Annotated in this window: 25 protein-coding genes and 1 pseudogene; 2 read left to right on the top strand and 24 right to left on the bottom strand. The window is 41.6% G+C overall.

The genetic code is table 11. The features are described from left to right. Nucleotides 1-84: 84 nt before the first annotated feature. The 8 genes from AAY47_RS01740 to AAY47_RS01700 form a co-directional block, all read right to left on the bottom strand. On the bottom strand, nt 85-324 hold the full coding sequence (locus AAY47_RS01740; protein WP_047766520.1) for a hypothetical protein: 240 nt from the start codon (nt 322-324) through the stop codon (nt 85-87). Continuing rightward, nucleotides 321-602 carry a hypothetical protein gene (locus AAY47_RS01735; protein WP_047766519.1) on the bottom strand — a complete coding sequence of 94 codons (282 nt, stop codon included), beginning with the start codon at nt 600-602 and terminating at the stop codon, nt 321-323. Before AAY47_RS01735 ends, AAY47_RS01740 begins: the two co-directional genes overlap by 4 nt. A gap of 58 nt (nt 603-660) precedes the next feature. Further along, nucleotides 661-1,323 (bottom strand): hypothetical protein, encoded by a 663-nt coding sequence (locus AAY47_RS01730; protein WP_047766518.1) that lies wholly within the window; start codon nt 1,321-1,323, stop codon nt 661-663. A 100-nt stretch (nt 1,324-1,423) separates the two neighbouring features. Further along, nucleotides 1,424-1,582: a hypothetical protein gene (locus AAY47_RS21940; RefSeq protein WP_160300188.1), complete on the bottom strand. Its 159-nt coding sequence runs from the start codon at nt 1,580-1,582 to the stop codon at nt 1,424-1,426. 90 nt (nt 1,583-1,672) lie between these two features. Continuing rightward, the gene (locus AAY47_RS01720) at nt 1,673-2,371 is read right to left on the bottom strand and encodes a membrane protein (RefSeq protein ID WP_047766516.1); all 699 of its coding nucleotides are present in this window, start codon (nt 2,369-2,371) and stop codon (nt 1,673-1,675) included. A gap of 14 nt (nt 2,372-2,385) precedes the next feature. Further along, on the bottom strand, nt 2,386-2,712 hold the full coding sequence (locus tag AAY47_RS01715) for a hypothetical protein (protein WP_047766515.1): 327 nt from the start codon (nt 2,710-2,712) through the stop codon (nt 2,386-2,388). Between the two features lie 78 nt (nt 2,713-2,790). After that, the gene (locus tag AAY47_RS22355) at nt 2,791-7,710 is read right to left on the bottom strand and encodes a tail fiber domain-containing protein (RefSeq protein WP_053014187.1); all 4,920 of its coding nucleotides are present in this window, start codon (nt 7,708-7,710) and stop codon (nt 2,791-2,793) included. A gap of 80 nt (nt 7,711-7,790) precedes the next feature. Continuing rightward, a complete protein-coding gene (locus AAY47_RS01700; protein ID WP_235428266.1) occupies nt 7,791-12,587 on the bottom strand; it encodes a phage tail tip fiber protein in 4,797 nt (1,598 codons plus the stop codon). Between the two features lie 145 nt (nt 12,588-12,732). Here AAY47_RS01700 and AAY47_RS01695 point away from each other — a divergent pair, with 145 nt between their 5' ends. Beyond that, a complete protein-coding gene (locus AAY47_RS01695) occupies nt 12,733-12,984 on the top strand; it encodes a type II toxin-antitoxin system Phd/YefM family antitoxin (protein WP_047766514.1) in 252 nt (83 codons plus the stop codon). After that, entirely contained in the window at nt 12,981-13,280 is a 300-nt protein-coding gene (locus AAY47_RS01690; RefSeq protein WP_047766513.1) for a type II toxin-antitoxin system RelE family toxin, read from the top strand. The genes AAY47_RS01695 and AAY47_RS01690 overlap by 4 nt, the downstream gene beginning before the upstream one ends. Before the next feature lie 17 nt (nt 13,281-13,297). Here the strand turns inward: AAY47_RS01690 and AAY47_RS01685 are convergent, their stop codons facing one another. The 16 genes and pseudogenes from AAY47_RS01685 to AAY47_RS01610 form a co-directional block, all read right to left on the bottom strand. After that, nucleotides 13,298-13,948: a tail assembly protein gene (locus AAY47_RS01685; protein WP_047766512.1), complete on the bottom strand. Its 651-nt coding sequence runs from the start codon at nt 13,946-13,948 to the stop codon at nt 13,298-13,300. Then, nucleotides 13,945-14,718 (bottom strand): C40 family peptidase, encoded by a 774-nt coding sequence (locus tag AAY47_RS01680; RefSeq protein WP_047766511.1) that lies wholly within the window; start codon nt 14,716-14,718, stop codon nt 13,945-13,947. The genes AAY47_RS01685 and AAY47_RS01680 overlap by 4 nt, the downstream gene beginning before the upstream one ends. Continuing rightward, nucleotides 14,715-15,422, bottom strand: a complete 708-nt coding sequence (locus AAY47_RS01675; RefSeq protein ID WP_047766510.1) for a phage minor tail protein L — start codon at nt 15,420-15,422, stop codon at nt 14,715-14,717. The genes AAY47_RS01680 and AAY47_RS01675 overlap by 4 nt, the downstream gene beginning before the upstream one ends. A 52-nt stretch (nt 15,423-15,474) precedes the next feature. Further along, nucleotides 15,475-15,807, bottom strand: coding sequence for a phage tail protein (locus AAY47_RS01670; protein WP_047766509.1), 333 nt, complete (start codon nt 15,805-15,807; stop codon nt 15,475-15,477). Nucleotides 15,808-15,810: 3 nt separating this feature from the next. Further along, complete coding sequence (locus tag AAY47_RS01665; protein ID WP_047766508.1) at nt 15,811-19,851, bottom strand: tape measure protein; 4,041 nt, start codon at nt 19,849-19,851, stop codon at nt 15,811-15,813. Between the two features lie 2 nt (nt 19,852-19,853). Beyond that, nucleotides 19,854-20,099: a hypothetical protein gene (locus AAY47_RS01660; RefSeq protein ID WP_047766507.1), complete on the bottom strand. Its 246-nt coding sequence runs from the start codon at nt 20,097-20,099 to the stop codon at nt 19,854-19,856. 104 nt (nt 20,100-20,203) lie between these two features. Then, the gene (locus AAY47_RS01655) at nt 20,204-20,521 is read right to left on the bottom strand and encodes a hypothetical protein (RefSeq protein WP_047766506.1); all 318 of its coding nucleotides are present in this window, start codon (nt 20,519-20,521) and stop codon (nt 20,204-20,206) included. Nucleotides 20,522-20,699: 178 nt separating this feature from the next. Beyond that, a pseudogene (locus AAY47_RS01650) lies at nt 20,700-21,188 on the bottom strand (hypothetical protein); the annotation flags it as partial. 14 nt (nt 21,189-21,202) lie between these two features. Continuing rightward, nucleotides 21,203-21,583, bottom strand: coding sequence for a phage tail terminator protein (locus AAY47_RS01645; RefSeq protein ID WP_047766573.1), 381 nt, complete (start codon nt 21,581-21,583; stop codon nt 21,203-21,205). Then, complete coding sequence (locus tag AAY47_RS01640) at nt 21,580-22,077, bottom strand: hypothetical protein (protein ID WP_047766504.1); 498 nt, start codon at nt 22,075-22,077, stop codon at nt 21,580-21,582. Before AAY47_RS01640 ends, AAY47_RS01645 begins: the two co-directional genes overlap by 4 nt. Beyond that, the gene (locus AAY47_RS01635; RefSeq protein ID WP_047766503.1) at nt 22,062-22,415 is read right to left on the bottom strand and encodes a hypothetical protein; all 354 of its coding nucleotides are present in this window, start codon (nt 22,413-22,415) and stop codon (nt 22,062-22,064) included. Before AAY47_RS01635 ends, AAY47_RS01640 begins: the two co-directional genes overlap by 16 nt. A gap of 1 nt (nt 22,416) precedes the next feature. After that, the gene (locus AAY47_RS01630; RefSeq protein WP_047766502.1) at nt 22,417-23,256 is read right to left on the bottom strand and encodes a hypothetical protein; all 840 of its coding nucleotides are present in this window, start codon (nt 23,254-23,256) and stop codon (nt 22,417-22,419) included. After that, complete coding sequence (locus tag AAY47_RS01625) at nt 23,256-23,687, bottom strand: hypothetical protein (RefSeq protein WP_047766501.1); 432 nt, start codon at nt 23,685-23,687, stop codon at nt 23,256-23,258. Before AAY47_RS01625 ends, AAY47_RS01630 begins: the two co-directional genes overlap by 1 nt. A gap of 55 nt (nt 23,688-23,742) precedes the next feature. Beyond that, nucleotides 23,743-23,991 (bottom strand): hypothetical protein, encoded by a 249-nt coding sequence (locus AAY47_RS01620; protein WP_047766500.1) that lies wholly within the window; start codon nt 23,989-23,991, stop codon nt 23,743-23,745. A 65-nt stretch (nt 23,992-24,056) separates the two neighbouring features. Beyond that, entirely contained in the window at nt 24,057-24,941 is an 885-nt protein-coding gene (locus AAY47_RS01615) for a major capsid protein (RefSeq protein ID WP_047766499.1), read from the bottom strand. Between the two features lie 64 nt (nt 24,942-25,005). After that, on the bottom strand, nt 25,006-25,872 hold the full coding sequence (locus AAY47_RS01610; RefSeq protein WP_047766498.1) for a DUF6651 domain-containing protein: 867 nt from the start codon (nt 25,870-25,872) through the stop codon (nt 25,006-25,008). Nucleotide 25,873 lies beyond the last annotated feature (1 nt).

Genomic DNA, 25,873 nt, shown 5'->3' with positions numbered 1-25,873 from the left:
GTAAGATCTGTCAGTGTGTCTTCTTTGCCAATATAGATAGGTGAAGCAATGTCACAAAAGGCAGGTGCTGTCGAACCAGTGGTATTATTTACGCATCCAGTCATTACGAAGCTCAGTAACAGCAGCCCCGATTTCTTTTTGCTGAACTTCATGTTCAACCTCTTTCTTCACATCCAATGTGGTTTGCAGGCGTTGATTTTCTTCCTGCCGTCGTTTTATTTCAACAGATTTTTTAGCCGCTCTGCCGCCTATCAAATAGGCGGCGAAGAGAACAGCGATAACAGATAGTCCGGTATATAGCGCTGATTTTATTTTTGAAATCATTTAACTTTTCGAGGATCTTCGTTTAAACATTCGATCTTGCTGAATGGTTCAGTTGAATGCCAACCCATCATGCCAACAAAACCATGACCGGGGCTATAGAATTTACCTGTGGTTACGTTATATTTCGTTAGCGGAATAGATTGAGTTTTTGCTGTAGCTTTAATGTCAATGTAACCCCGACACTGAACAGACTTTATATTTTCATTCTGTGCTATAGCTGAACATCCTGCCAAGAACAAAGCAGCAAGAGAAGCAATAACTAACTTACTATTTTTCATTTATTTTTTCCTTATGTTGTTGAGTTTATTACAACTCATTCAACTAGGGAAACAAGAATCAATATCCGGTAACGTCTAATATGATGATGTTCAAGTCGTAATCTTGAGCGACATAAGAGATTTCATCTTCATCGCGAAACCACCACATAGTATTTTCGTTGTAGCGGATTTCAAACCTATCGCCAATACGCCTGAACTCATGCCAACATCCATAAGCGTTATTGCTATAGTAACCCATTTGATATTCTTCACGACCACCTCCCATCATCAATGCATATTTTTTTCCAGCAGGGATTTTGTAACTCCAATTACGCACAAAGCCCAGATTAAACACATCAACGACTTTCATTACTGCCCAATTAGAGTTATAAACCTCTTGCCCTTGCTCGTTTCGGACACTTAAACCATACTGAGAGTTAAACCAGTTCTGTTTATTAGTACCGAATCCATACAAGGTCACATTTGCTTTACCAGCTCCGGCAGCTTGTTTGATACCACCGGCAGAATTAATCCAGTTATCTGAATCAACAGCTGTAATTGTTGTTGTTGGCGGTACTGGTTTAGAAAATGATGTATTTACACCAATGCGTCTATAGGTACTGTTCTCAACGTAGCCTCCCTGAGCAACAACAGACTCTTTGATGGTCAAATTCATATTTTGGTATCTACCATCAACTTGCAAAATACCGTGACTACGTCTAAGTTCGAAACCATGCGCCATTATCTGATCCCATAATAAATCTTAATTCCCGATGTCTCTGGAATCCCCGTGCCACCGCTACTCACTTTTAATTCCACTGTGATTGTCGTACCATTCAAAGTTATGCGGCCAGACCCTTCAATGTTTCAAAATCCGTATGTAAGGTCAGTCCACACAAATATTTCCCCCATATCGGCAAGTTCTGGGTGATGAAACTCTCTTTTAAGATATCCATTACGACCCAGTGCAGGCAATATACGGCCAATACGATCTGTTTCACTTATACTTTCTCTTCCATCAGGAGCGTAAATTGAAACTCCACTTAATGACATAACAGCATAGTCCCCATTACTGAAGACTATTCCTTTAATTAAATTCCCTGTTTATGACGACGAACTTGCGCGTAAGCAATTACACAAGCCACCACAATAGTTGCAACTCCGAAGGTGATGCGAACTACTGAACCACTGGACAGATGGCTTTCTGATTTCATCATAGCATCTGAGATCTGAGGCATGACTTCGGCAATCTGACCAATCCCTAAAGACGCTGCAACCGTTGCACTCGCGGTTTCCTTCGTTACCGGAATTTTGACAACTTCTTTCGTCTTTTTGATAATACCGGCACGACGCAAACCCTCGTCGATAACTTCACGGCTGTACCATGAATTTAGTGTTTTTATTTTACCCCGACCGTTTTCCTGACGAATTATCGCCTCCACCAATGGACAAATAGTGTCGTAATCATGCAGGTTAATATTTTGATCAGGATAAACACCCATTGCCTTACTGACGAACTGAATGTACCGTTCTGTGTGGTTTTCAACTGAGGGCGCCCAACGTTCAATGACTTTACGCACGGTATCGATGCGAGTGCCATTTGTTGCTTTACGTTTATCGTGATAGGTGATCAGCGTAACTGCTAATGCGCGAATACCATAAGCTGCATCCACGAATGAACAGAAACGGATATCTTGAGGTTTTTTGGTTAAACCTTGCCACGGAGACCCTATTTCGAGGTTGCCGGGGTTGTGGTTTCTAATCCCACGAGGTAATCCTTTACCAACCATAGCTAACTACTCCTTTAGTTACCTACACCATTTTTTAAGCCCCAAGCCGCCAATCCTAAAATTAGAGCTGCTACCAGCATGGAAGCTATCTTCGAAATTATGCCTCCGTAAAATCCACTAGAAAGGCTGTCTAACCTAACCAGTAATTTTTCCAGATTGGCATGTTGAATACTGTGTTGTGCTGCTGTCATATCACCAAAGTAGGCTTTAAGGTGGCGCTCAACTTCTTCACCAACTTTATCCTTTAAGTCATCACTTATATTTGCCGCAACTTCTTTGGCGACTATTTTGGCGATACGTTCAACCATTTCTGGTGAAACATTTCCCACCTCGTTTGCCATTTTTAACCTCCATGTATTAGGCGCTATCGGGTGGGTAATTTATATCATTTTCAAAATTAATAGGTAAGTAAATACTTATTAATTTTTAAGTTCATCTACCTGTTTTTGTAAATCTTTAACTGCCTCAACCAATAATCCAATTATGCTGTTATAGTTCAAGCGTAATAAATCATTTTCATCTTGAGTTACAGCCTCTGGCAAAACTTTCTGAACCTCTTGAGCGATAAGACCAGCAGAGCGACTATTATTTTTGTTATCGTCAGATACGGTATAGGTATAGCCACTCAGTTTTGACAGTTTTTGGGTTGCATCACTGATTTTTGCAATATCTTTTTTGGCTCGTTTATCTGACCTGATATAGACATCGTTAAAGTTACCATTACCTCCACAGTAAAACGATCCATCAGTTCGCATCTGCCAGTCACCACCGTGAACACCATTATTAAACATCAAGTGCCCGTTAGGATCTTTGAAGATATATCCATCAATTTTAGAACCATTATTAAAGATAATATGGCGACGAAATGCACCTACTAAGGTTAAATTGCCCTCACCTGATTTAGCATAATAACGACCATCAGATTCACCTTTGGTATAATTCTCCCCTCTTACCGCGTAATTCCCCGCGAGCTGGAAATTTCCACGCGGTTGATATTTTCCGTCTGATTCACCTTTAGTATAAGCAGTACCATTTGCCATGCGACCATTAATTTTCGCGTCAATATCACCTCGCGAATATGTCCAGTTTGTTGTTGCAATATGGTGCCAAGGGTTCCAAGTATTGTTATCCCCATTTTTTGTTCTGAACTTAAGAACATCACCATTACTGTGGTATCGAGAAACAAGCTGCAATACATAATTATTATTCAAGGCAGAAAATGAAGCGCCCACACCTGTCTCTTGAGAACTGTTTGCTGCATCATGATAGACAAATGCAACTCTATTGTTCGGCCAGTTATTTAGATCTGAACTATCACCACCAGATTTTTTGATTACATAATTGAGACTGCTGTAATTACGATTGTCAGATTCACCTTTCGTATAGCTATCCCCTTGGAGAGCAAATACACCACCTCTTCCAGGATGCGTAATTTCTCCCTTCCAATTTCCACCCTGTTGTACAGTCCATCTCCAAACACCATCGCTTTGAAAAAAGTAACTTTGGTTGTTTATTGCTCCAGTGATGACGTTTGGTGCTCTCACTTCACCACTAAAGGCGTGAGAAGCTGCATTAGCATAACTACCTTTCGGCTGGTATTTACCATCTGCTTCTGCTTTAGAGTAGGAATAACCCTGTAATGCAATAACTCCAGTTTCTGTTGGTAGTGATGCAACAGAAATATTAGTGCCCTTTTCATCACGGTAGATAAAGTTTAATGGCGCACTGCCGTGTGGAGTGGTTTCAATTAATGCATATCGGTTATCTGGTTTTATTAATTTAATCCCTGCATAATTATTAATCCATTTAGCTGAAAAATAACCAGCATTAATCTCTTCTTGCGAGTTTTTTAAGACATATTTACCATCAGACTCGCCTTTCGAATACGCTCCTACATCACTCGCAGAAGGTTTATTTTTTGTGGTGTAAAACTCCGTCCAAGTCTCTTCAAATCCATGACCATCCCTAGCCGAACGATAGGCTATACCACCATTCTTACATATTGATTTTAACTGGAGTGATGGTGTACTAGTATTTCCCGCCCCCATACTAAAATGAACAATAATCTGGGTATGACCGCTATAATTGGCATTATACACACCAGATGCCGCATTCCACGGTACGTTATCGCCTGAAACAGCTTCCGTTAATCCTCTAGAAAACGCACCAATATCGGCAGCATTCAACGTAATATCTGATGATAATGGTTTTCCGTTAACTTTCCGGCTATTAGGGACGGTGTTCTGAGTGATGGCATAACTACCTTTCGGCTGGTATTTACCGTCTGATTCACCTTTAGTATAAGCAGTGCCGTTAGCCATGCGCCCATTGATTTTCACATCAATGTCACCTCGCGAATATGTCCAGTTTGTTGTTGCAATATGGTGCCAAGGGTTCCAACTATTTTTATCCCCATTTCTAGTTCTGAACTTAAGAACATCCCCATTACCGTGGTATTGAGAAACAAGCTGCAATACATAGTTATTATTCAAGGCAGAAAATGAAGCGCCTACTCCTGTAACATTGGAATTGTTTGCCGCATCATGATAAACAAACGCAACTCTATTTCTCGGCCAGTTATTTAGATCCGTATTATCACCGCCAGATTTACGGATTACATAACTAAGGCTGCTGTAATTACGATTGTCAGATTCACCTTTAGTGTATACATCTAATTCACTCGGTGAGGGTTTATGATTTTCTGTGTACACCCTAACCCAAGTAGGATTGCCCTCTTTCGTGTTAGAAAATCCGTAATAAACTTTCCCATTATTAAAACCCGTTAAAAATCCGGCATATCCCTGAGCCATATCACGAGCGGCAATGACATTCCAATATCCATGATCAGCGAATCCATTCGGTAACCCAAAGCTGTTGATACGTACCATTGTCGAATAGCCAATAGGTTGACCCCATCCGCCATCTGGAATAGTTGTCAGGCTAGTCCATGATTTACCAAGATTTGTTGTATCGCTTTTTACAAAGTTCTGGTTAGTTTCGTCTTTAGTGTACGAAGCCCCAACTACAGCATAATTTCCTTTAGGCTGGTATTTACCATCAGATTCACCTTTAGTATAATGATCTTCCAATATGGCAGCGGTTCCTGACTTTTTCGGATGTCGGAATTCGCCAGCATACTTATCGCCAATGTTAGCTAACCAACAAGCATTACCCTCTTTGGGTTCTAGCCATGTTCTATCCTTGCCTTGCGCTCCAGAAACAAATCCCGGCCCATATATATTGGTATCAATTGATAGATTACCGCGGTCGTCAGATGAAGCCAAAACGTAATTGTACGTTTTACCCTCCAGCACTCCATCAGGTAAGGTTTCTAATGCTCCTGATAAATTACCTATATTTAATATCGTGGCATTAGCTTGTTGTACATTACAAATCAAATTGAATGGAAAACCATAGAAATGAACATAAACATCATATTTATCATTTCCTGTATTGATGGTTGCCACTTTATTCGCGGCACAAGTATTTGTTCTATAGAGAGAAGCATTGAGCCCCTTGGGATAACCATTACCAGAGCGTAAGACAATCTCAGACATCGCTGTTTGTGGATACTCGCCCACGTTATAACCACTACCTCCTATAAGCTCTATACGAACTGTACTAGGCACGCCGGGATTTTGAGGCATATCTACTTCAGCTATTTTTGTCCAACTGGTTTTACCCGAACCGAGGCTTATTGCAATTGTCTTCCCTTTGAGAAGATCTTCTTTTTCCTGTGCCGCAAGTGTTGCTCTATTGGCAGCATCCTGAGCCTTACTTTCAGAGACTGCGGCTAATTCTGCTTTTTTAGTTGCTAAGGTTGCTGCTTCTTGTGCTGCATTTTTTGATGACACGGCCTCTGTTTCTGAGGCTTTTGCTGCGATTTGAGAAGTAGAGGAAATTTTTGCTGAATTTGCCGCATTGGTTTCTGAAATTTTTGCAGCGTCTTGAGAGACTTTAGCTGCTTTTGCTGCATTGGAAGCATTTGTTTCTGAGGATTTCGTAGCAGTTTCGCTTACCTTTGCGTTATTCTCTGATAACTTTGCGGCTTTGGCTGCGTTATCTGCAACCTTTGCATCATTCACCATTTTGGCAAGAGTACTTGCTGCGTCTTTTGCCGATTGTTCGGCTGCTGACTTAGATATTGCTGCATTATTTTCTGATGCCTTAGCATTTCTCTCTGAGGAGGAGGCGCTATTTGATGATGCCTTAGCGTTAGACTCAGACGTTTTTGCAGAATTTGCAGAACTTGCCGCACTAGATGCAGAGGTTGCTGCGTTATTGGCTGAACTTATTGCTTTATTAGCTTCCTGTTCTGCTTTGCTTGCAGAAGCCGAAGCATTAGAGGCAGATTGAGCTGAGGAAGCTTTGGATGATGCAGCATTAGTTTCAGAGGCTTTTGCTGCTACTTGTGAACCGGTTGCTTGTTTGGCTTTCTCTGTCGCAGTATTCGCAGACGATTTAGCATTAGCCTCTGATGATTTAGCACTAACTTCGGATGATTTTGCGTTAGTCTCTGAGGTCTTAGCAGCAAGTTCAGATGCTTTACCTGCTTTAGAAAAATTACCTGCGTTAGTTTCAGAAACCTTTGCAGCCGCCTGAGACATATTCGCCCCTTTAGCTGAGTTCGCGGCATTAGTTTCTGATGCCTTAGCCGCAGTTTGTGAAATCGCCGCTGCTTTCGCTGAATTTGCAGCATTTATTTCAGATGTCTTGGCATTCGTTTCTGACGTTTTTGCGGCCGATTGAGATGCTGATGCTACAACTTGAAAATCCTTTGCCGATTTAGCAGAATTAGCCGCTTGCGTTTCACTGCCCTTAGCAGCTATTTGTGAGTCTTTTGCAGCTTTCGCTGAACCAGCCGCATTTGCGGCTTGATTGCCTGCATCTGAAATCAGAGTCTGATTTTTATCAAACCACTCTATACGAGCTTTGTGCGCCGCATGGATTGTTTCCAATGAATCTGCCTTGAATGTAGTACCATCATCTCTAACAATAACGACTGGTGATGGTGACGTTAACCAATTTCTAATTTCACGGGAATCACCGGATATTGAGTGAAGCAAGGCTGAGAACCGCGCACTAAATTGTGACAAATCTCCTTCGTAAGTAGTAATAATACGGCAGGGTTGATCCTTGATTGTATTTCCCTTGTAAGCCTCTACTAACGTCAGTTCTGTATTATTCTGGACCCTTTCAATTTCATATAGGAGATTATCAGAACCAATAAGCACCATGCCCGGCATAACGCCATACTTTGCTTGTGACCAAAGAGTTCCAACACCTGTAACCTTTTTGCTGTCTTTCACAAAAGAATTAGTACCTTCCCTGTACCACATTCCATATCTCCCTTTTAGATATATGATAGGTATTTAATTACTTGCAATAAAAGTGATATTAACACACTAAATAACGCTGTTTACAGCAAACCGATCCGAACTCTTAAAACTCCTTTTTCATCATACACATCAATACGATTATTGGAGATATTTAGTCTTCCTTGTCCAGAAGTTTGACCATTCATTTCTAGTTGACCATTCTTGCCGAATCGCCAGCCAGTTTTCCCTGCTGAATAGTTGTTAGATTGCAAATCTCCAACCTTGCCACTACTTATTGAGCCATCTTTAATATAAGCGGCATTCATATAGGTAGTGCCATTTTCAACAACAAATGGGGTTGTTACTGCACCATTGTTTACATTTATTAAGCCAAATCGATCTGCCTGAACAAGAAATTGTGAGGCATTGTTATTCACGCCTAGCGTCATACCTGCCGCATACTTTTTCCCATCCTTAGCAGTTTCTACTTTCAGATTCCAAGATGCAGAGATTTTACCATTAAGTTCGGCTACTGCTTTTGTGGTCTGCTGAACAGTGGCTGTATTTCCATTGACTGTTGTTTGAATTGTATCTATCCGTTTCCCCAGTGCCGAATCACCATTCGCACGCGCTGTCTGTTCTGTTCTTACAGCAGCCTCATTAGCATTGGTTTTTGCCAGAACTTTAGATATTTCCCCTGCTAAGGCATCATCTCTGGTTGCCCTTGCGTTGGCTTCACTGGATACCGCACTGGCAATATCTTTTTGGGTCTTTGCACTCAATACATTGACACTATCGGCCAGACTCCTCTCAGAGGTTGTACGTGCATTTTTTTCCGCTAATACGGCTGCTTCAATATCCTTACTGGTCTGTGTCTTGAGTCGTTCAACACTTTGAGATAGCGCTTCATCTTTAGTTGCTCGGGTATTTTTTTCCTCATCAAGTTGAGATTTGATGTTTATCCCAGTTTCGCTTCTCAACTGAGTTATTTGCTTAGATAATGATTCATCAGCATTCGCCCGTGTTTGTTTTTCCTCACTTAACTGAGCTTTGATATTTTGATCGACTTCACTTTTCAATTGGGTAATTTGTGTAGATAATGCTCCATCAGCATTCGCCCGTGTTTGTTTTTCTTCATTCAATTGGGCTGTGATATTTTGGTTAACATCGCTTTTCAGTTGAGTAACTTGCTTAGATAGAGCTTCATCCGCATTAGCTCTCGCTTGTTTTTCCTCATGCAATTGAGCAGTGATGTTTTGGTCAACATCGCTTTTCAGTTGAGTAACTTGCTTAGATAGAGCTTCATCCGCATTAGCTCTCGCTTGTTTTTCCTCATTCAATTGAGCAGTGATGTTTTGGTCAACATCCGTTTTTAGTTGTAGAACCTGCTGAGACAATGCTTCATCTGCATTTACCCTCGTTTGTTTTTCTTCATTTAATTGAGCCTTGACGCTCTGATCGACCTCACTTTTCAGTTGTGTGATCTGTTTAGATAATGCCTCATCTGCATTTGTTCTTGCTTGTTTCTCTTCACTTAGCTGTGCTTTGATGTTTTGGTTTATTTCACTTGTTAATTGTGTAACTTGCTTAGACAATGCTTCATCCGCGCTTGCCCTCGTTTGCTTTTCCTCATTTAATTGAGCTTTTATGTTTTGGTTGAACTCAGCGGTCATTGTTTCTATTTTTTGAGACAATGCCTGTTGCCCATCGACAATAACTTTCTGATCCGTGAATATCTTGGCATTGGTATCGCGTTGTTCCCTAACTTCTTCTTCACCTTTTAACGCCGTATCAATAGCGGCTTTAGCAACAGCTTCAACTGAGCCGGTAACGCGAGCGATTGTCTTCTCAGCATCAATCGCTGTAGATTCGGCTCTTTTAATGGCTACATCGTGGCTGTCTATTTTTGTTTCGATCAATTCAACTTTTTCAGTTGTTGCTTTATCCCCTTCGATACGAGATCTTTTCTCTTCAATCAAGACGGCTTCTATATTGCCTTTTACCGTCTGAATGGCCTCTAACGTTGAAGCAAGCTTTTTATCTTGCTCATAGACAGTACTTTTGATTTTGACAATCTTAGAAGCGTTGCTATCTGAGTCTTGCAGAGCTTTTTTAGCACTCTCTTTTACTGTTTCTACGGAAGAGTTTAGGATCTCTTGTGATGCTTTAATTTCACCGGTTATTTTGTCAATTTCATGAATCTTTTTATCTGATACTTCGAACAGATCTTGTATTGCCTCAATTTTTTTCTCTGATACATCAACTAAATCTTGTATAGAGTCAATTTTTCTCTCCGACTTATCAACCAAATCTTGTATTACCTCAAGATCTTCGCTGACAGCTTTGGAGTCTAGCTCTTCGAGTAACTCTTTACCAAGCTCGCTTGAAGTGATTTTATTCCTCAAAAAAGACAATACATCTTTCGTAGTCGCGCTTGTGCCTAAATTAGTATTTACTGGACTTAACATTCCCCGCTTGTTGACAGCCCTTACCCAGTAATACCATGTAACATCATCGTCCAAACCAGAGTGCGTAAAAGTTGTTGACGGTATTTTTGCCAAAAGACTCGCCGTCTCAAAATTATTTTTTCGGGAGCCATAAACATAAATAGTTTCAAGGTCGATAGCCTCAGGATTTACCCAAGTCAGCACAATTTGTCGGTAGTCTCCAACGGCTGCCAGATTTTTAGGTGCTCCCGGAGGCATTAAAGTGCCAAGAGTGGTATAAGTCGCTGCTAATGTCTCGGTTTTTCTACCTGTAATTGAGATCGCAAAAACTTCAATATCATATCGAGCGCTATCCACAACATTCAGTATTTCACATTGATTGTCGGTGAGTTCCATCCGAATCCAATTATCCACCACATCACTACGGCGATAGCGGAGAACATATTTAGGGGATCGTCCTTCCCAAGATACAATTAACTTCACCGACAGATTACCCGGTGACGAAAGGTACGTTGCCTCTGTCACATCCAATCCAACTGGTTTACTGAAAGTCGGATCTAAGACACTTGTTTTAGGTGGAATAAGGATTGCACCACGGTCAATAGCTTCAAATTTAGAGGGGTTATGCTCAACACCGGTGATTTCGAATGTACCTTTTTCATCACCTTCTCTGACACTTAATACACGAATCAAAACGGGTTCTAAATCAGGCTCAGTGATCGTCCAGATACCCATTTCCATTGGCTCGTCACCCGTATCAATAGGCTCTTTAAACGTTACAGTCTGGTATTCGCCAGCCGATTCAAGTAAGTTGCGATCTATCATACGGCTGTCAACTGTTAGAAACGTGATAAATGCTCCCTCTTTATCCAGTCGTACTGGCGCGTCCAGTGTTATGCTATTTTGGGTAAAAGACTTAATACGCCCCGAATTACGCTTACCAGAACGATATTTATCTTGCAGTTTTACCAATTCACCGGGAACCAGAAACGAACTATCGATCCCTGCCTTGAAGATAACAACATCTGTCTCCATTTTCGAAGTATAAAGCAGCCACAAACCAGTTCTGTACGCTTGTCCCCGACTGGTACACCCAAACGCTAGCGACTCTGTTTTACGAATCCCAAAGCGTTTCTTGGCCTCCTCATCCTCGACGTATTCAATATTTTGCTTGTAAAGATCATCCTTATCGTTGTATGTAACAACGGCAACTGTTGGGCGATCTTTTCGTGAAGATCCCTTACGGATGACTTTATCGATGATATTTGATGCTGAAAACTGCATGACTGGTGTAGCCGGGCTATCTTGTCGGAGGTTTATCATACCACCAGCCCAAAACACCATGCCTCGGAAAACCGAAGCAATGTCAGAAATGACCTTATATGCCTCCTGACGGCTAGCAATCACTGTATTAATAGTGAACCGTTTCTCCATACCACCGAAGCCATTAGGGACTTCTTGATCGCAATATCGTCCTATCTGATAGAACTGACCGGTATCTATCATATATTCGTTGACGAAATTACCCAAACCGTATCGTTTGTTCGTCAGTAGGTCATAAAGAATCCATGCAGGGTTAGATGACACCTGAATATCAAAGCCACCGTCCCAATCTCCCTGATAGCTGTTGTCGGAAGAACGATAATTTGAAGGGACTCGAATTTTCATACCCGAAACAAGGTATGAACGACGAGGCATATTTCCACCAAATTCCTGTGAATCAATGGTGATCCCAACAATCGCACTGTTAGGATATGCCATTTTTGCAAATACGATTTCCCCGTAGGATGCCACTACGGTTTTGTTGTGCAGGTAATCGCTATTAGTATCAGGCGTAAATCGAATAATCTTAATACGGTAATTTTTGCCGGGCTTAGGTAAATCAATAAAATATTCCCGCTGAAATTTACCGCTCGATTTCTTGGCAATCTTAATCGTACTATCTTTATGGTCTAACGGAATGACTGGCTTAAACGAATTTTCACCTATGGCTAATTGAAACTGAAATTTTACCTCCGTCCCATTTATGTCTCCGTTTTCTTTGTCGGTTGAAGTCATACGGGGGAATTCCATGATGATCCGTACTCGGTCGGCATCATCATTATCCACTTGCAATGTCTTAGGTGTTGTAGCCTTAAGCTGTGTTGCAACATTATAAGGCGTTTCAATATCGTCAAAACCATCCATTGGATCTTGGTTTTGTTCCCCTCTTCTTTCCCAAAACTTCACTCCATTGAAGTTAGGCGAGCTGTCAGGGTTTAACAAAGGCACGTCGTCCAAAAAGATAGACTGACCGCCATTTTTCAAACCACCAATTACACCTTCTCCCAATAAATCTAGCATTGAAGCAAGTGTTTTGGACTCAACATTATCAGGGGCTTCAATAGACTGTCTTGGGCGATCACCACCACCACCACCAGCTCCCGCAATGAATATTTTTTCTTTTTTCACTGTAACCTCCATATCACAAAAATAGGTATCCAAATACATATTATAATAGACAATGCAATATGCTAATACAATTTAAAGAGACTTGTTATTCAGTCTTTTATAACTATAATATGACTTATTAACTGGTCTTTTAAGGAGTTGAAATATGCCTCAAGTTATCCTAAGTAATGTGACAGCGAGCGTTAGTGAGTTAAAAAAAAATCCAATGGCTACTGTTAGTTCAGGTGAAGGTTATCCTGTTGCTATCTTAAATCGCAACAAGCCTGCATTCTATTGTGTTCCGGCTGATATTTACGAAAGCTTATTAGATCAACTGGAAGATAAGGAATTAATTCAAATTGTAGAGGCGCGTAAGAATCAGGATCTTGTAGATATTGATTTGGATGAATATCTATGAGCAACAAGGATAGGACATACAAAATAAAGTTTAGAGAAGATGCGGTAAAAGAGTGGAAAAAACTTCGCTCGAACATTCAACAACAATTCGCCAAAAAATTAAAAGCCTTAACAATTAATCCATATATTCCATCAGCGAAACTAAGCGGTATGCCAAACTGTTACAAGATTAAGTCCAAGGCATCTGGTTACAGACTGGTTTATGAAGTCGTAGACAAAAAACTAATTATTATCGTTGTAACAATTGGAAAACGTAATCGGAATGAAGTGTATGAAATTGTGAAAAAGAGGCTTTAATTAGCCTCTTTTGGTTTTTAAGCCACTAAAGCTTTAATCTTCTTGGGTTCTGGCGGATCAGGTACTAGCTGTTCTACGGACAGTTTAAGGCTGATTAACTGAGAGCCAACAAGGATTTCTTCGCCGTAAATAAGAGGCACGGGTGCCCCTTGTTCCACCGTATTTTCAGGACCGTCAAAATAAGTTGAGTTTTTGCGGTTATCCGCCCCTCCCGTGTTTGGCTTCGGTTGTTTTGACAAAAGACCGACTACACCACTTGCCAACATGGAAAGACCAGCCATAAAAGCTGCTGGACCGAGCCAAATTGAAGCTATCATTAACGCTACACCAACAACGACCTGAACAATACTCATAGCCTTAGCGCCAGCACCACGATAAATAGGTGTAATACAAACATGAACCATGTCCCCGTTATTTTCCATCTGGTATTCGGTTTCGCTCATTTCGCGTGTTGCGCCATTGGCTCTCGTCACACGGATATGGTATTTCTGGTACTTTCGGGCATTCTGTTTCATCCAAGCGAGCAACCCTTGTCTGTTGCAGTTAATAATGCTGACTCCTTGTCGTACCGTCGTGCATTTTACCTTGTGCTCTTTGCCAAATTTCTTGCCCAACACGCCGCCAAATTCAAATGTAACGAGATTAGGTTCTTTTATCTTTTCACTCATAGCAATTCCTTATGCCGTAAATGATGGATCGTTGTTTTCTGATACATACCACCGTAAATTGCCTTACAACTTAGCCGGTTAGATTGATGATGCAAAATCAGGTTATCACCGATATAAACTGCACAATGATCCGGCATCTTAGCTCCTATTTTCATAAGAAATAGATCACCACGTTTTGGCTGTGTTCCGTAAGGCAGCTTAATAAATCCCTGTTCAGTGATGTTGTCACTGAGAATATCTTTATCGCCATCCCACCAATTAGGGATATGCAGATGCGAACATGCTCCCACCTGAATATTAAATTCTCGCTTGAGGTAATCGCGACATAACATCCAACAATCAAATACTCCAAAAGCGTAAGGTCTTCCCTCATAAGGCATTTCAAAGCCATTCGGAGAAATGACATTCACATCACTGATGATGAATTCACTGTCAATTTCAGGGTTATAATTTTTTGTCACATTGATGATAAGCCAAGGAAGTTCTGAGGCTTCACAACCTGCCATATCTGCTTCACTGGCTTTATTAGTTCCATCCGTATGGCTATGCCACACCCCTACGACTTCCCCCCTTTTTTCTGCTGCTATTTGATCTTCTGCATTCATCACAAAAAAATTAACGGGGTCTTCCGCAACGTTTTTACACAACACAAGCTCATACTTAGTTCCTTTAGTGTTGACCAACAACCCACAGGCTTCGTTTGGATAAGCTGTGACGGCGGCCTGTTGCATTTCCAAGTACAGAGATGTACTCATCATTTCTTGGATCATGCTCGTGTCGCTCCCGGAAAACCGCCAAACATAATGATGCCATCAGCAAAGTAATTCTTCCGCGCTCGGCAACTAGATAATCGCTTAGGACAAAAATCTGCTCCAGCGATGGAAGTTGGTTTGTCATCTTTATCAAAAGCGGGGCCAGTATATCCACACTCCGCCCCACGATAATCCCACTGACAGGAATTACGGATCACTTGTCGGTTAGGAAGCTGTACTCCCATCAGGTCATAAACTGACGCCAGTTCAAACTCCACTATTTCGCAGGTTTCAATAGTTTTCTGATCGATAAACCACACATCATCAGGAAAATGCTGTTCGGGATTTGCATCAGGATTGACACCATCAGGAAAATTCTCTGCATCAAGAAAACATTGCATCGTTCGTTTGCGTGTCACCTGACAACCTAACAAGTCGTCTTTAGTTTGCAGCTCAGCAGAAATCAATCCATGCAGATTAACAACTTTTAACTTAGGTCTTGGAAGTTTACCTTCTCCGCTAATATCAAAGCCTGTTGCCTTTATCGGCATAGGTTGATAGATCTTTCCCTGCCATACAACAGGTTGGTTCAGATCATTTGTACCAGCGTGAAAATAAAATCTACCTCCGCCCGTATTCTTAGGCAGATCGATAATAAAAAACTCAAAGATAGATTCAGGTGATAATAGTTGAATGTGCTGTCTGATTGACTTTCCTGTCATTACGTTTCTCTCCTTGAAATCATACTATTCCCGTATTGGGATAAGCACAGTTTTACTCAAACACTTGTCTGAATGTCGCTGTTAAGGTTGCACTCCCTGTATTTCTTGTAACATTAAAATCTTCACATACAATCAAATAAGGTTTTTTATCTGGGGATACCCAATTAAATAAATCTTTTCCGCCATGTTCGTAAAGAAAATCCTCTATTTCTTGAATGAGGGGATACGCCCCCTCAAATACCAAATTCCATTCGTATTTTCGCCAATTGAACCCTGACGTTAATCGTTGCTCATAACCATCATCAAACGTCTGCTTGCTTATTGTCGGTTTGAAGTTTTTACGCGATTCAAATTTTGGATGCCACTTAAAGGTTTTCCGTTCCATGAGTTACTCCGTTAACATACCACCTGGGCGTTTTTCTTCAGTCATTGTTTCAATAACAATGGATTTAATTTTTTGAGCCGTCTCGTTCCATGCCGATTCATTACTGGAATTACTTTCCTCATTGCTATCCCCTCCCTGATTTACTACAGAGATAGAAATGATTACATTTTTATCTGAACCAGCTCCGATGTCGTCACCAGCAATGTTCATATTCACAGGAATACGGCGGCCATCAGGTAAAGGTACATAAGCTTCATTGTGCGCCCCCTCACCAAAGAGGGCTAACTGAGGTGAAGTGGCAATGCCACCTTTGGAATAGGTTTTTAGCGGAACTTCCCCCAACGACCCCATTATGCCGCCTTTTGCAAAAGAGGATGTATAGGCTTGCCAATTGGTTGACATTCCCATTGCCCCCGTATTAGCCGCAGATCCTGCTGCACCAGCCGCCCCTGCTCCTCCGCCATATGCAGAAGCTGCTGCTGACCCGATTGTTCCTACCATTGATACAATAGAACTAGCACTACTTGCTGAACTACTTGTCATCAGGGATGCCATGAAACTTATAACGGCACTTCTTGCCAAACCTAATGCAATTGCAAATGAAGTAACTGTTGTGGTAGCTGAAACATCAGCGGCTGATTTTGTTTGGGTTGCGGTTGTACCAGCGATCATTGCCCATAATTGTTGCGCATAACCGGCAATAGTAGAGAAGATACCTTCTGATTGCATTGTCTCCAGTGCACCAGTTGTTTCAGTAGCCGCCTTACCGAGAGCTTGAGTAGATTTGGCAATGCCATCGTCACCTTCATTAGCACTAGAACCACCGAACATGCCCCCCATCGCGCCACCGATTTTTGAGATGAAGCTCTCGCCAGTCTCTCCGCCAGCACCTAAGCCTAGCCCGTTAATCATCGGTGAAATAACCATGCTACGGATAAAACTACGTTGAAGCTCTTTAAAAATAAAATTACCGAAATCAGCAATATTAAATTTACCGGTATCAAGAAATTCCATAAGCTTATCTTCGAGGTTATCGAAAATATTCTTGAAATTATCGTCAATTAACTTACCCAGATTCTGGTAATCATATGCCATTTTCGCCGTAGCGGTTTCAGTCATACGCACCATTGCTTCTTCTTTGCCAGCGTGGAATTTTGCTTGCTCTGCTTCTAGATATTCATAAACTTCGGTATTTTTTTCATTTGCCTTGATAATCTTGGCAAAATAATTATCGGCTGCTTGGTAATTCTTTTCAAACTCGCTACGCATTTCTGCAATGGATTGTGTCATATTACCTTTAACTGTATTCGCAAACCCCGCCCATTTTGAAATAAGTTGATCAGCAGAGTTTTTTGCCAAAGCATTTAGATAATCATCGTTTTCTATTTCAGCTTTGATTTCCGCCAACCACGCTGTGGCATCATCTATCTGCTCTTGAGACAAAATTCCTTCTTGTGGAGAGGCCTTGGAGAGTTTTTCAAGGCTTTTTCTCAATTCATCTAATGATTGATTATATTTAACAACCTCTTGGCTCCCAAAACCGATCTTTGCCGACATAGCATCAGCATCGCTCAAGATCTTACGATGTGCCTCAGCCATACGTTCAGCTTCACGTTTAGCTTTTTCAGCTTTGGAGTTATCCTTCTTTTCATTCGCAGCATTACCCGCCATACGTGCGTTTGCCATTGCTGCATCTATACTTGCTTTATGACTTTTACTTAAATTTTTATAGGCAACTTCAAGATTATCAACGTTAATTTTTTCTTCTTTAAGCGCATCCACTATATTGTAATGAGTCTGCAATTCTTGTTGTGAGGTGGCGGTTCTACCATCGATTGTCTTTATTTTCTCACCATTACCTAAACGTGCTGATGCGGAATTTCTACGGCTCGAATCCTCTATAGTTTTTAATTTATCACCGAGGGCATCGGATGTAGCATCTATAGCCTCACCATTAATACCTATCATCGACCCCATAAACATCTTTGCAGAATTGGTTATACGTTCAAGGGTGGTTTGATACATTTTTTCATAATTATTTAGAGAGTTAGTGGCGGATAATAGCTGGTTTTCAAGTTGAGTAATCTGCTGTTTCTGAATATCAGTTGTATTATTTCCAGCCCGAGTCCGAACTTTAGTTAACTCTTTCATTACGCGATTAATTTCAGTTCGAGTTAAATCTGCCTGTTTGGTAATACTTTCTTTACCACGTTCTAATTCCTCATTGTACAAAACCCCCATTTTCTCACCGTATTCCTTCCGGATAGAAAGTTGCAACGCAGTATCATTTTTTACCGCGTTGAGTTTCGCTACCATTTCAGCATTAAGAGCCTCAAGTTTGGATCTTAACTCTGATTTTCTGACCCCATCTTCTCTTTCAATACTATTCTCAAGTTGGGATAGTTTTCTTTCATACGCAATTTTAGCTTTAGCGATTTCGGTATTAGTTAAAGCATCTTGTAATTTTTGTAATTTTCCAGCAATTTTTTCTTTTTCCTTTAATAAGGCTTTTTCTACTTCCAAAGCTTGATTCAACGCTTCTTCGTTGGGAGATTTACCACTCTTTTTATATTCTAAAGCAGGTTGCATAAGCTCTTGCTGATATTTTATTTTTCTTTCAATTTCCTCTAATTCTTTTAATTGGTTCTCCTTTGCTTTTTTTAAGTCCTCCATTTGTTCATCAGTCACCAATTCAGGCGTATTTTTAGCCGTCTCCATCGCGTTTTTGGCTCTTTCATTTACTTTGTCATACCACCATGCAAGTAAAGCAAGAACCTCGATAATCGTAGTAACCGCAAAGATAATCGCATTGGCTTTCATAGCAGCGTCTAAACCACGCCAAGCATGTTTCATTCTTCCAATGGCAATTGTTCCAAGGTTAAGATTTTGCCCCATGCCAGAAGCACGTTGAGAGATTAAAACCATTTGTCTTGCTAGACCGCCAGAACTTGTCACAGTCGTTGCGATCATTCTGTTAAAACCTGTTAACGCACCAGTTATTGACTTAAAAAAGGACAGAACAAGTACACCGCCAGCGATATGCATTAATGCTGAGCCTAAAGACAGTAGCATTTCTTTGTTATTAAATATCCAAACAAGCATTTCTTTAGAGGCGTCAATAATTTCCTTAACCATCTTGCCAAATTGCTCTCCATAGTAAACAGCCGCGTTACTACCCAATAAGCTGTTTATATCTCGAATTGCATCTTTAACGGCATCCATATAACCAGAGTCACCAATGGATTTGGCTAAAAGGGCGGCGTTAGTTTGCATTTGTGATAACAAACCAACATAGGTGTTCATCATTCGCTTGGCAGAGCCGCCGTATGAGGCTTCCAAAATGTTCATCATTGATTCAATAGCATCTTTTGAACGAACAGAGCCGCTAGAAACTGCTTTAACCAATTCAGCCATTGACACGTTCATACCTAATGCCATTGATTGCATCGCGGTAGGGATTGCTTCACCAAGTTGTTGACGAAGTTCTTCCATCGAGACAACGCCTTTACCAGACATTTGTTGGATTGCAATTGTAGCCCGTTTCAAAAGCTCACTATCACCACCAAATCGAGCAGTTGCGTCAACCAGAGCTTGCATAGAACCTTTGGTTGGATCTATTCCTGATGATTTTAATTTAACGAAGCTATCTGAAATAGCATCAATAGAAAAAGGAGCTTGTTTTGCCGATGAAATAATGTATTGGAAGTCTCGCATTGACTCGGCTGCTTTATCCGAAGATGTCGCCAAGCCTTGTAACATGACTTGCAGGCGTTCTAATTTTCCTGCGCTATCAAGAATGGTTTTTTGCCAATCAAAAAAGGCAGTCTTTAGTGTTCCAATTGCAAAAGATGCCATACCGATTGTAGTAATCGTATCTGACAACGTGCGACCAAAACCTCTAAACCCGCCCTCTAAACGCTTAACACCCGTACTGGCTTTTGTACCTTGATTGGAGAGACGATTGAGTAAACGACCCGCATTATCGATCTTTATCTCAAACTCTTTGCTGTCCAGCGACAATCGAAAACCTAATGAGTCAGCCATCCTTAGCTCCTACCGAATATATTCCTTAATTTCAATTCGGCATCTGGATCAGCCTCGGCATGGAAAGGTGACAACACCTTTTTCATAATGACCGGCTGCCCCAATCGCTGCTGTAAACTTTTCTCAAATGCCGTGTAACTATCCGCCGTTGCCTGGGCAACCCTTGCTGTCTGCAAGCGACGAATATCATCTTCTGACTTGATGCGGTCTATGTTTCGACTTAATAACCAGAACCGTTCAAGCGGCATGGCGATAACCGATTCCGTGGTTTCGCCATAAAAAGCAACAACACGACAAAAGTAGAAACCAAAATCGATAGAAACAATCTCGACTCCGCTTTCTTGACGGGTTATTACTTTGCGTCTTCTCCAGCGTGACGTTCATTGGTTTCTTCACCTTCCTGAAATGCAAAGAGAACAATTTGCTGAACCTGTTCTGGAGTCAGATTATCTATTTCTGCTTCCGGCATTTCAGGTAGCAGCTTGCGAACAATCTCAATACCTGCCTTTAATTGCTCAGCAGGAGTTTGATTTTCAATATCCTGCGATTGGAATTGCTGCGCCAGTACAAACAGGCCAACTGTCATTGGTGACATTTTGTAATTTACGCCACGCAAAGTGACTTCTTTAGGTTTTGGGGCAATTGCATCAAGGTCAAGTAATTTTGCCATCTTAAACTCCATGTAATAAAAAGGGCTTCAAATAGAAGCCCTATAATATAATAGGTATAAACATACTTACCAGATCAAATTAATTAATCTTGGTTTGTATCGCGCTATGCCACAGATTGATTATTCTGAACTTTGCTTCCCTCAGATTTTTTATCTTTAGAAGCAGATTCAGTAACTACTTTTTTTTTGCCATTTTCCCCAATACACCACTGTCATCAGGGTAAGCATTAAATTCAATATTGAACACACGAACATCATCATGCTTGTATGCCATGGTGAAGCTACCTGCTGTAGCAGTACGTGGCAGAGTCAGGACGTAATCATCTTTGTTGAGCGGTGTCAGAACCAGAGATTCAGCGACTTCAACAAGGTTGATGCCAATACCCGTCTTGATGGTAATTTCGTCACCCGCACCGCCGACTTCACTCCCCGGCATTACGGTAGCCAGACGTTCAAGGACAGTTTCTGCCAGTGGTACAGTGACTTTGATATTACGCCCCTGAATCAGTTCAGAAACGGTGGTTTCACCAAACTGGTCAACCGTCACTTTCAGTGTGTCAGTAGTAACCTCCACCTCTACACCGCCTTTGGTATAACCCAAATCAACGCCTTTGAAAGAAACGTTACATGCACCTAGCTTAATATTTTCAACTTTTGAACCTGCCATAAGTATTCCCTTACTTATTTTAAATAACAACTGAACTCTATCACAACGCCTGCTTCAAAAGAACCTCCGTCATTTTGGGGGTAGATAGTAGGCAATGTAATGACTTGTATTAAATTGAAATAAACTCCATTTATCTCAATATCACGTACTGAAAGGTGCTCCATAACCACATTACTTAATTGGTTAACCTTTCCAATACTTTCTGCTCTAATCATAAACGGAAAAATGTCTTGATAGTAGCCTTTTAACTCTGAATCAATTTTAATCCCATCGCTAGGCGACATAACCAGATAGCCACGAGGTATTTTGGGGGGCATATAGTGGCAAAACAGATCTTTTCCTATTTTTCCCACTCCTTTTGATTCAAGATATTTAGTAAATGCTTCTAAAATCATTTCCATCGACCTCGACCAAAACCCGCTCTTATGCCCGCCTCTTTTAGATCATTACGGTAACGTTTCCATACAGTATTACCGGCTCGTCCAATAAACCCTTTACCCACTTTAACCCGCATATTGGTAGCGTAGTTACTCTGCTGTTTAATTCGTGACAATATCCCAAGCCGATATTGTCCATTGTGCATGTATTTGGCATAACGACCGACTGAAACACTCTTGACGGACTTACCACGAATATTAAATCCTTCACGTTTCTTGTGCTCAGAAACATAAAGATTCACATGAACCTCATCCCTTCTATTTACAACATGAGCGAAGACAGCACTTTCAAGGCTACCTGTCTCACGGGGGATCATGGCGCGGGCATACTTCTGCATTTCAACCGCCATTTTCCGTAATTCATTGAGTAAGTTCTTTTTGAGAGCATGCTGACTGTGCGTCAAACGTTTCTGAACACGTTTAAATGAACCAATGTCTACTGAGATACCCACAAGTTTGCCCCCACTTCAAAATGCCCCTCCTTGCCCCTTAAGCCGAATCTGTTGTGAATGCTTTTAATCTCCAACTTCACACCTTCAACCAACAACACATCGTCAATATTGAGCTTTGTTTTTTCGGGGAAGATCAGAACGGCATCAAACAACTCAATATCCGCTTTACCTCGTGATGCCGAACTATCCGCTCGTACAGATGAACGATCATATGCCTGAATAAAACGAACAATTCCGACCGGTGATTTTCCAGCAAACTGTAATTCAGGTTCTCCATAAATATTCAATGTTTCAGATTTACGATAAATGGTTGCGGTTGATTGCCAACTGATATTCATATCACCCTCGGCGAATGCGAATCACATTGTCTGTATAGCGTGCAATTAAGCGCCAAGTTTTACGCGACAATGCCTGTGTTGCTGCCCTGCCGCTACGATACATATTGGTTGTTTCACCAATAGATTCAGACAGTACGCCCTCATCACGGGCATCTGCCGCACCACCGGTAGTCACAACAGAAACAGCCTCAATCATGCAGGCTTGCGCCATATCATTGAGGAAATAATCAGGCAGTGCTCGGTACTCTTCTTCTGTCAGCTCAGAGAAATCAATTGCGTCACCTTTAAATTCACCAGCCAGATAAAACGGTAATGCATTAGTCGCTAACACGTTTTGAGGTCGGTCGTATTCGCTATCCGATATCTTATAAATCCGCTTGAGACTGAATTTCATATTCTTGAGGCGTCTTGTTGCCTCTATTAAGGCCTGACGCTGAGTATGATCACTCAGGAACAAAAATGCATCTGAGGAATACATATCTATAGCAGCTAGTTTTGCTTCCATCAGGGTAATGAAAGATTCACTGGGTACAGCTAATTCTATTGAGACAATAACAGCATAATACTGTTCAAATTCAGATACCCGACCACTTGCTGTAGTTGTTTTTACCACAACACGACGCATGTCTTTGGTTTTGCCATCCGCTAAAACGTTATGTTCACCTGAGATAGAAAAGGAGGCGCTCAGATCGCCGCTATTCAGAGTAATGTCTTGGTCAGCAATAATCGTTTTACCGGCAATGTCGAACAATGAATAAGAGGCTTTCTCTATATCAAGCGCATCAAACATCACAGTAATTTCTGATACACCGCCTGATTTGATTACGTCCAGTTTTGACATTATTCACCTGCCACGTTGAGGATACTTTCGATCATCGCTTCAATTGATTTTTCACGCACATTGAACTCGTTACCAATTTTACGCAAAGCAGCAATCCCGCCTTTATCAGCCAACGCTTCCAGTTCATTTCGTGTGAATCGGATAATAGGAAGATCATTTTCTCCTTCACGCAGTAATTCAGTGGTTGGCGTTGCTTTTGTTTCCAGTTCCAACGCTTGTTTTGCTGTAATTTCACGAGATTCGGCTAATGCAGCCGCCCCACTCACATTTTTACCCTCCACGGTTTCGGCTTTCATAATTGAACATATCCGCTGTTGATCAATAAACGGAATAGCGGTTTTACTTACACCGTTCTCAAACATGACACCAGACATGACACCGGTATAACCGGAAAATGCTGATTCCAAGAGTTTTACTTTGGCGGGTTTCATTTTCACTTTCCTTAATGAGAAGGTGCGGTCATCCCGACCGCACTACTGTTATTACTTAACTTTCTTCGTGTTTGTCTTCCGATACGCTAGGCTCTTTAATCGGTGGTGTGACTGGCGGCATTGTTTCCAACTCTTTCGTTGCCGGTTTAGCGGCAATTTCAGAACGAACGGTAGCCAAAATACGATCCTGCTTTCGTTGAGATACCGGCGTTATTGTTTTGCCATTTTGAAACTCGGTCATAAACAGATGCCCGTTATAACCACGCATTGAACTTTCAGTCAATTTCACTTGCTTTTCGGTCATAATTACTCCCCCTATAAGAAAAAAGGGTGGGCTTTCGCCTCACCCCTTTCGGTCACCTGCGCCTATTACAGAGCTACGCCTGTCAGAGCCGCGATAGCTTTGTCGTGTTTGTTTGCCAGAGAGCAATACCATTTAACACGGGTACGGGTGGCATCTTTGTTCTGTACAGTACCGATATCTTCAACAACGATACCTGCATTATCACCACCGTACAGACCCGTCAGACCGTTCTCTTCGCTCAGATGTAGACAGTAAATGTCGGCTTTCTGCGCTTTTGTATCACTGGTTTTTGGAATGAAATCATTCACAAGGAATGGTACACCGTTGTGAGTCAACATTGGACGACCAAAGTTTTCGATCATGATTTCAGTAGGGCCGACGTTCACGGTACGCAGCAGAGCACGGTATGCACGGATATGCTCAGAACGCATCATGATTGCATCAGCACCTAAGTCTTTGACCGCATCAACCAGCTCATCCAGCATGGAGAACGTCATTGAAGAGTCAGCAATGATTTTCTGGTCGTTGTGGATCAGCTTAGGAATACCGTCAAAGGTTTTAGCGTTAGAGGAGCTATCACCGAGGATCAGGTTGCGACGGAATGCACGAGCCAGACCTTTTACTTTGGAACGGATTTGAATAGCCATCTGGCTATTCGTGTCGCCCATTGTAGAGGACAGGAATTTATCAACGTCCACATCGCCTGCCAAAATGCGCAGTTTAGCAACATGTTCAGAGAACTTTGCCGCACCTTCCGGTACTTCATCATTCACATCGATAAATTGTGCTTCGCTTAGTTCAGATTCACGGTTATACAGGTATGCCTTTGAGTCCACTTTCATGAACGGCAATACCGCAAACAAGTCTTCACGGTCGATAATGGTTTCAATAACACCCTGTTCAAGCGTGTTATTAGACAGCTTTTCAGCTTCTTCTCGTAGTAATGGCATCGTAAATTCCCTTTAGTATACACACAAATTTTGCTAGAGGGGAACGTCCAGTTCCCCTTGTTAATTACTTACCGGCTCGTAACTTGGCAAGTCCGCCAGCAATTTTGTCGAGAGAACTCTTTTCTTTCGACACCGGCTGTTTTTCCAGTACAGGATCACTCTTTGAACCCGCCCCCGGTTTGGCTTTGCTGCGTAGTAAAGCATCAGATTCAGGGTCAGCTTTCAGAATGCGTTCAATGGCCTGCTCAAAACCTAAAGCACTACCGTTACCATCAACTAAGATAGCCCGATCTTTAGTTCCGGCGGGTTTATCATAACCAAGAACACTACCGTCCTCGCCGACTTCAAAATGAGTACCGTAAATCACACGAGCTTTGCTTGGTGTGATCAGCGTTTCTTCACGTAAGAAGTTTGAGCCGGAGAACGCCGAACCTACTGTTAGTTCAAGGATCTGAGAACGCAGAGCCTGCTTTTCGCTGTTCAAAGTTGTGATTTGATCATCACGGCCTTCCAGCTCGGCTTTATGAGCGTCAACCATCTGTTTTTTGACGGCATCAAACTCACCACGTTTCTCTTGTTCCTCTTGTTCACGGCGTTGTTTTTCTTCTTCCGCAGCCTGTTGAGCAGCCAGTAATTCAGATACTCGCTCAGGGGTTGCATCACCAAATGCCGCTAATTTTTCCGCCAGTGTCTTGTTATCAGTTTTGCGTTTCATCGTTTCTTTGATGAGATTTGCTTTTTCCGTATCAGCCACTTTCAGACGAGCGATTAGTTCTTCTTGTGAAAGTTCTGAATAACCGTCCGTGCTTGCATCTGGGATTTTTTCTGGCAGTGAAGTTGGAGCACCACCCCCACTACCGCCCTGTGTACCATCATCAGCTTCGCTCATTAAAATGCCGCGACGAGCCATCAACTTGAACCCTAAATCCATT

Source organism: Xenorhabdus griffiniae (assembly GCF_001028135.1).
Classification (GTDB): Bacteria; Pseudomonadota; Gammaproteobacteria; order Enterobacterales; family Enterobacteriaceae; genus Xenorhabdus; species Xenorhabdus bakwenae.
The sequence above is the reverse complement of the archived record's forward strand: the minus strand, read 5'-3'. Positions and strand labels throughout refer to the sequence as shown.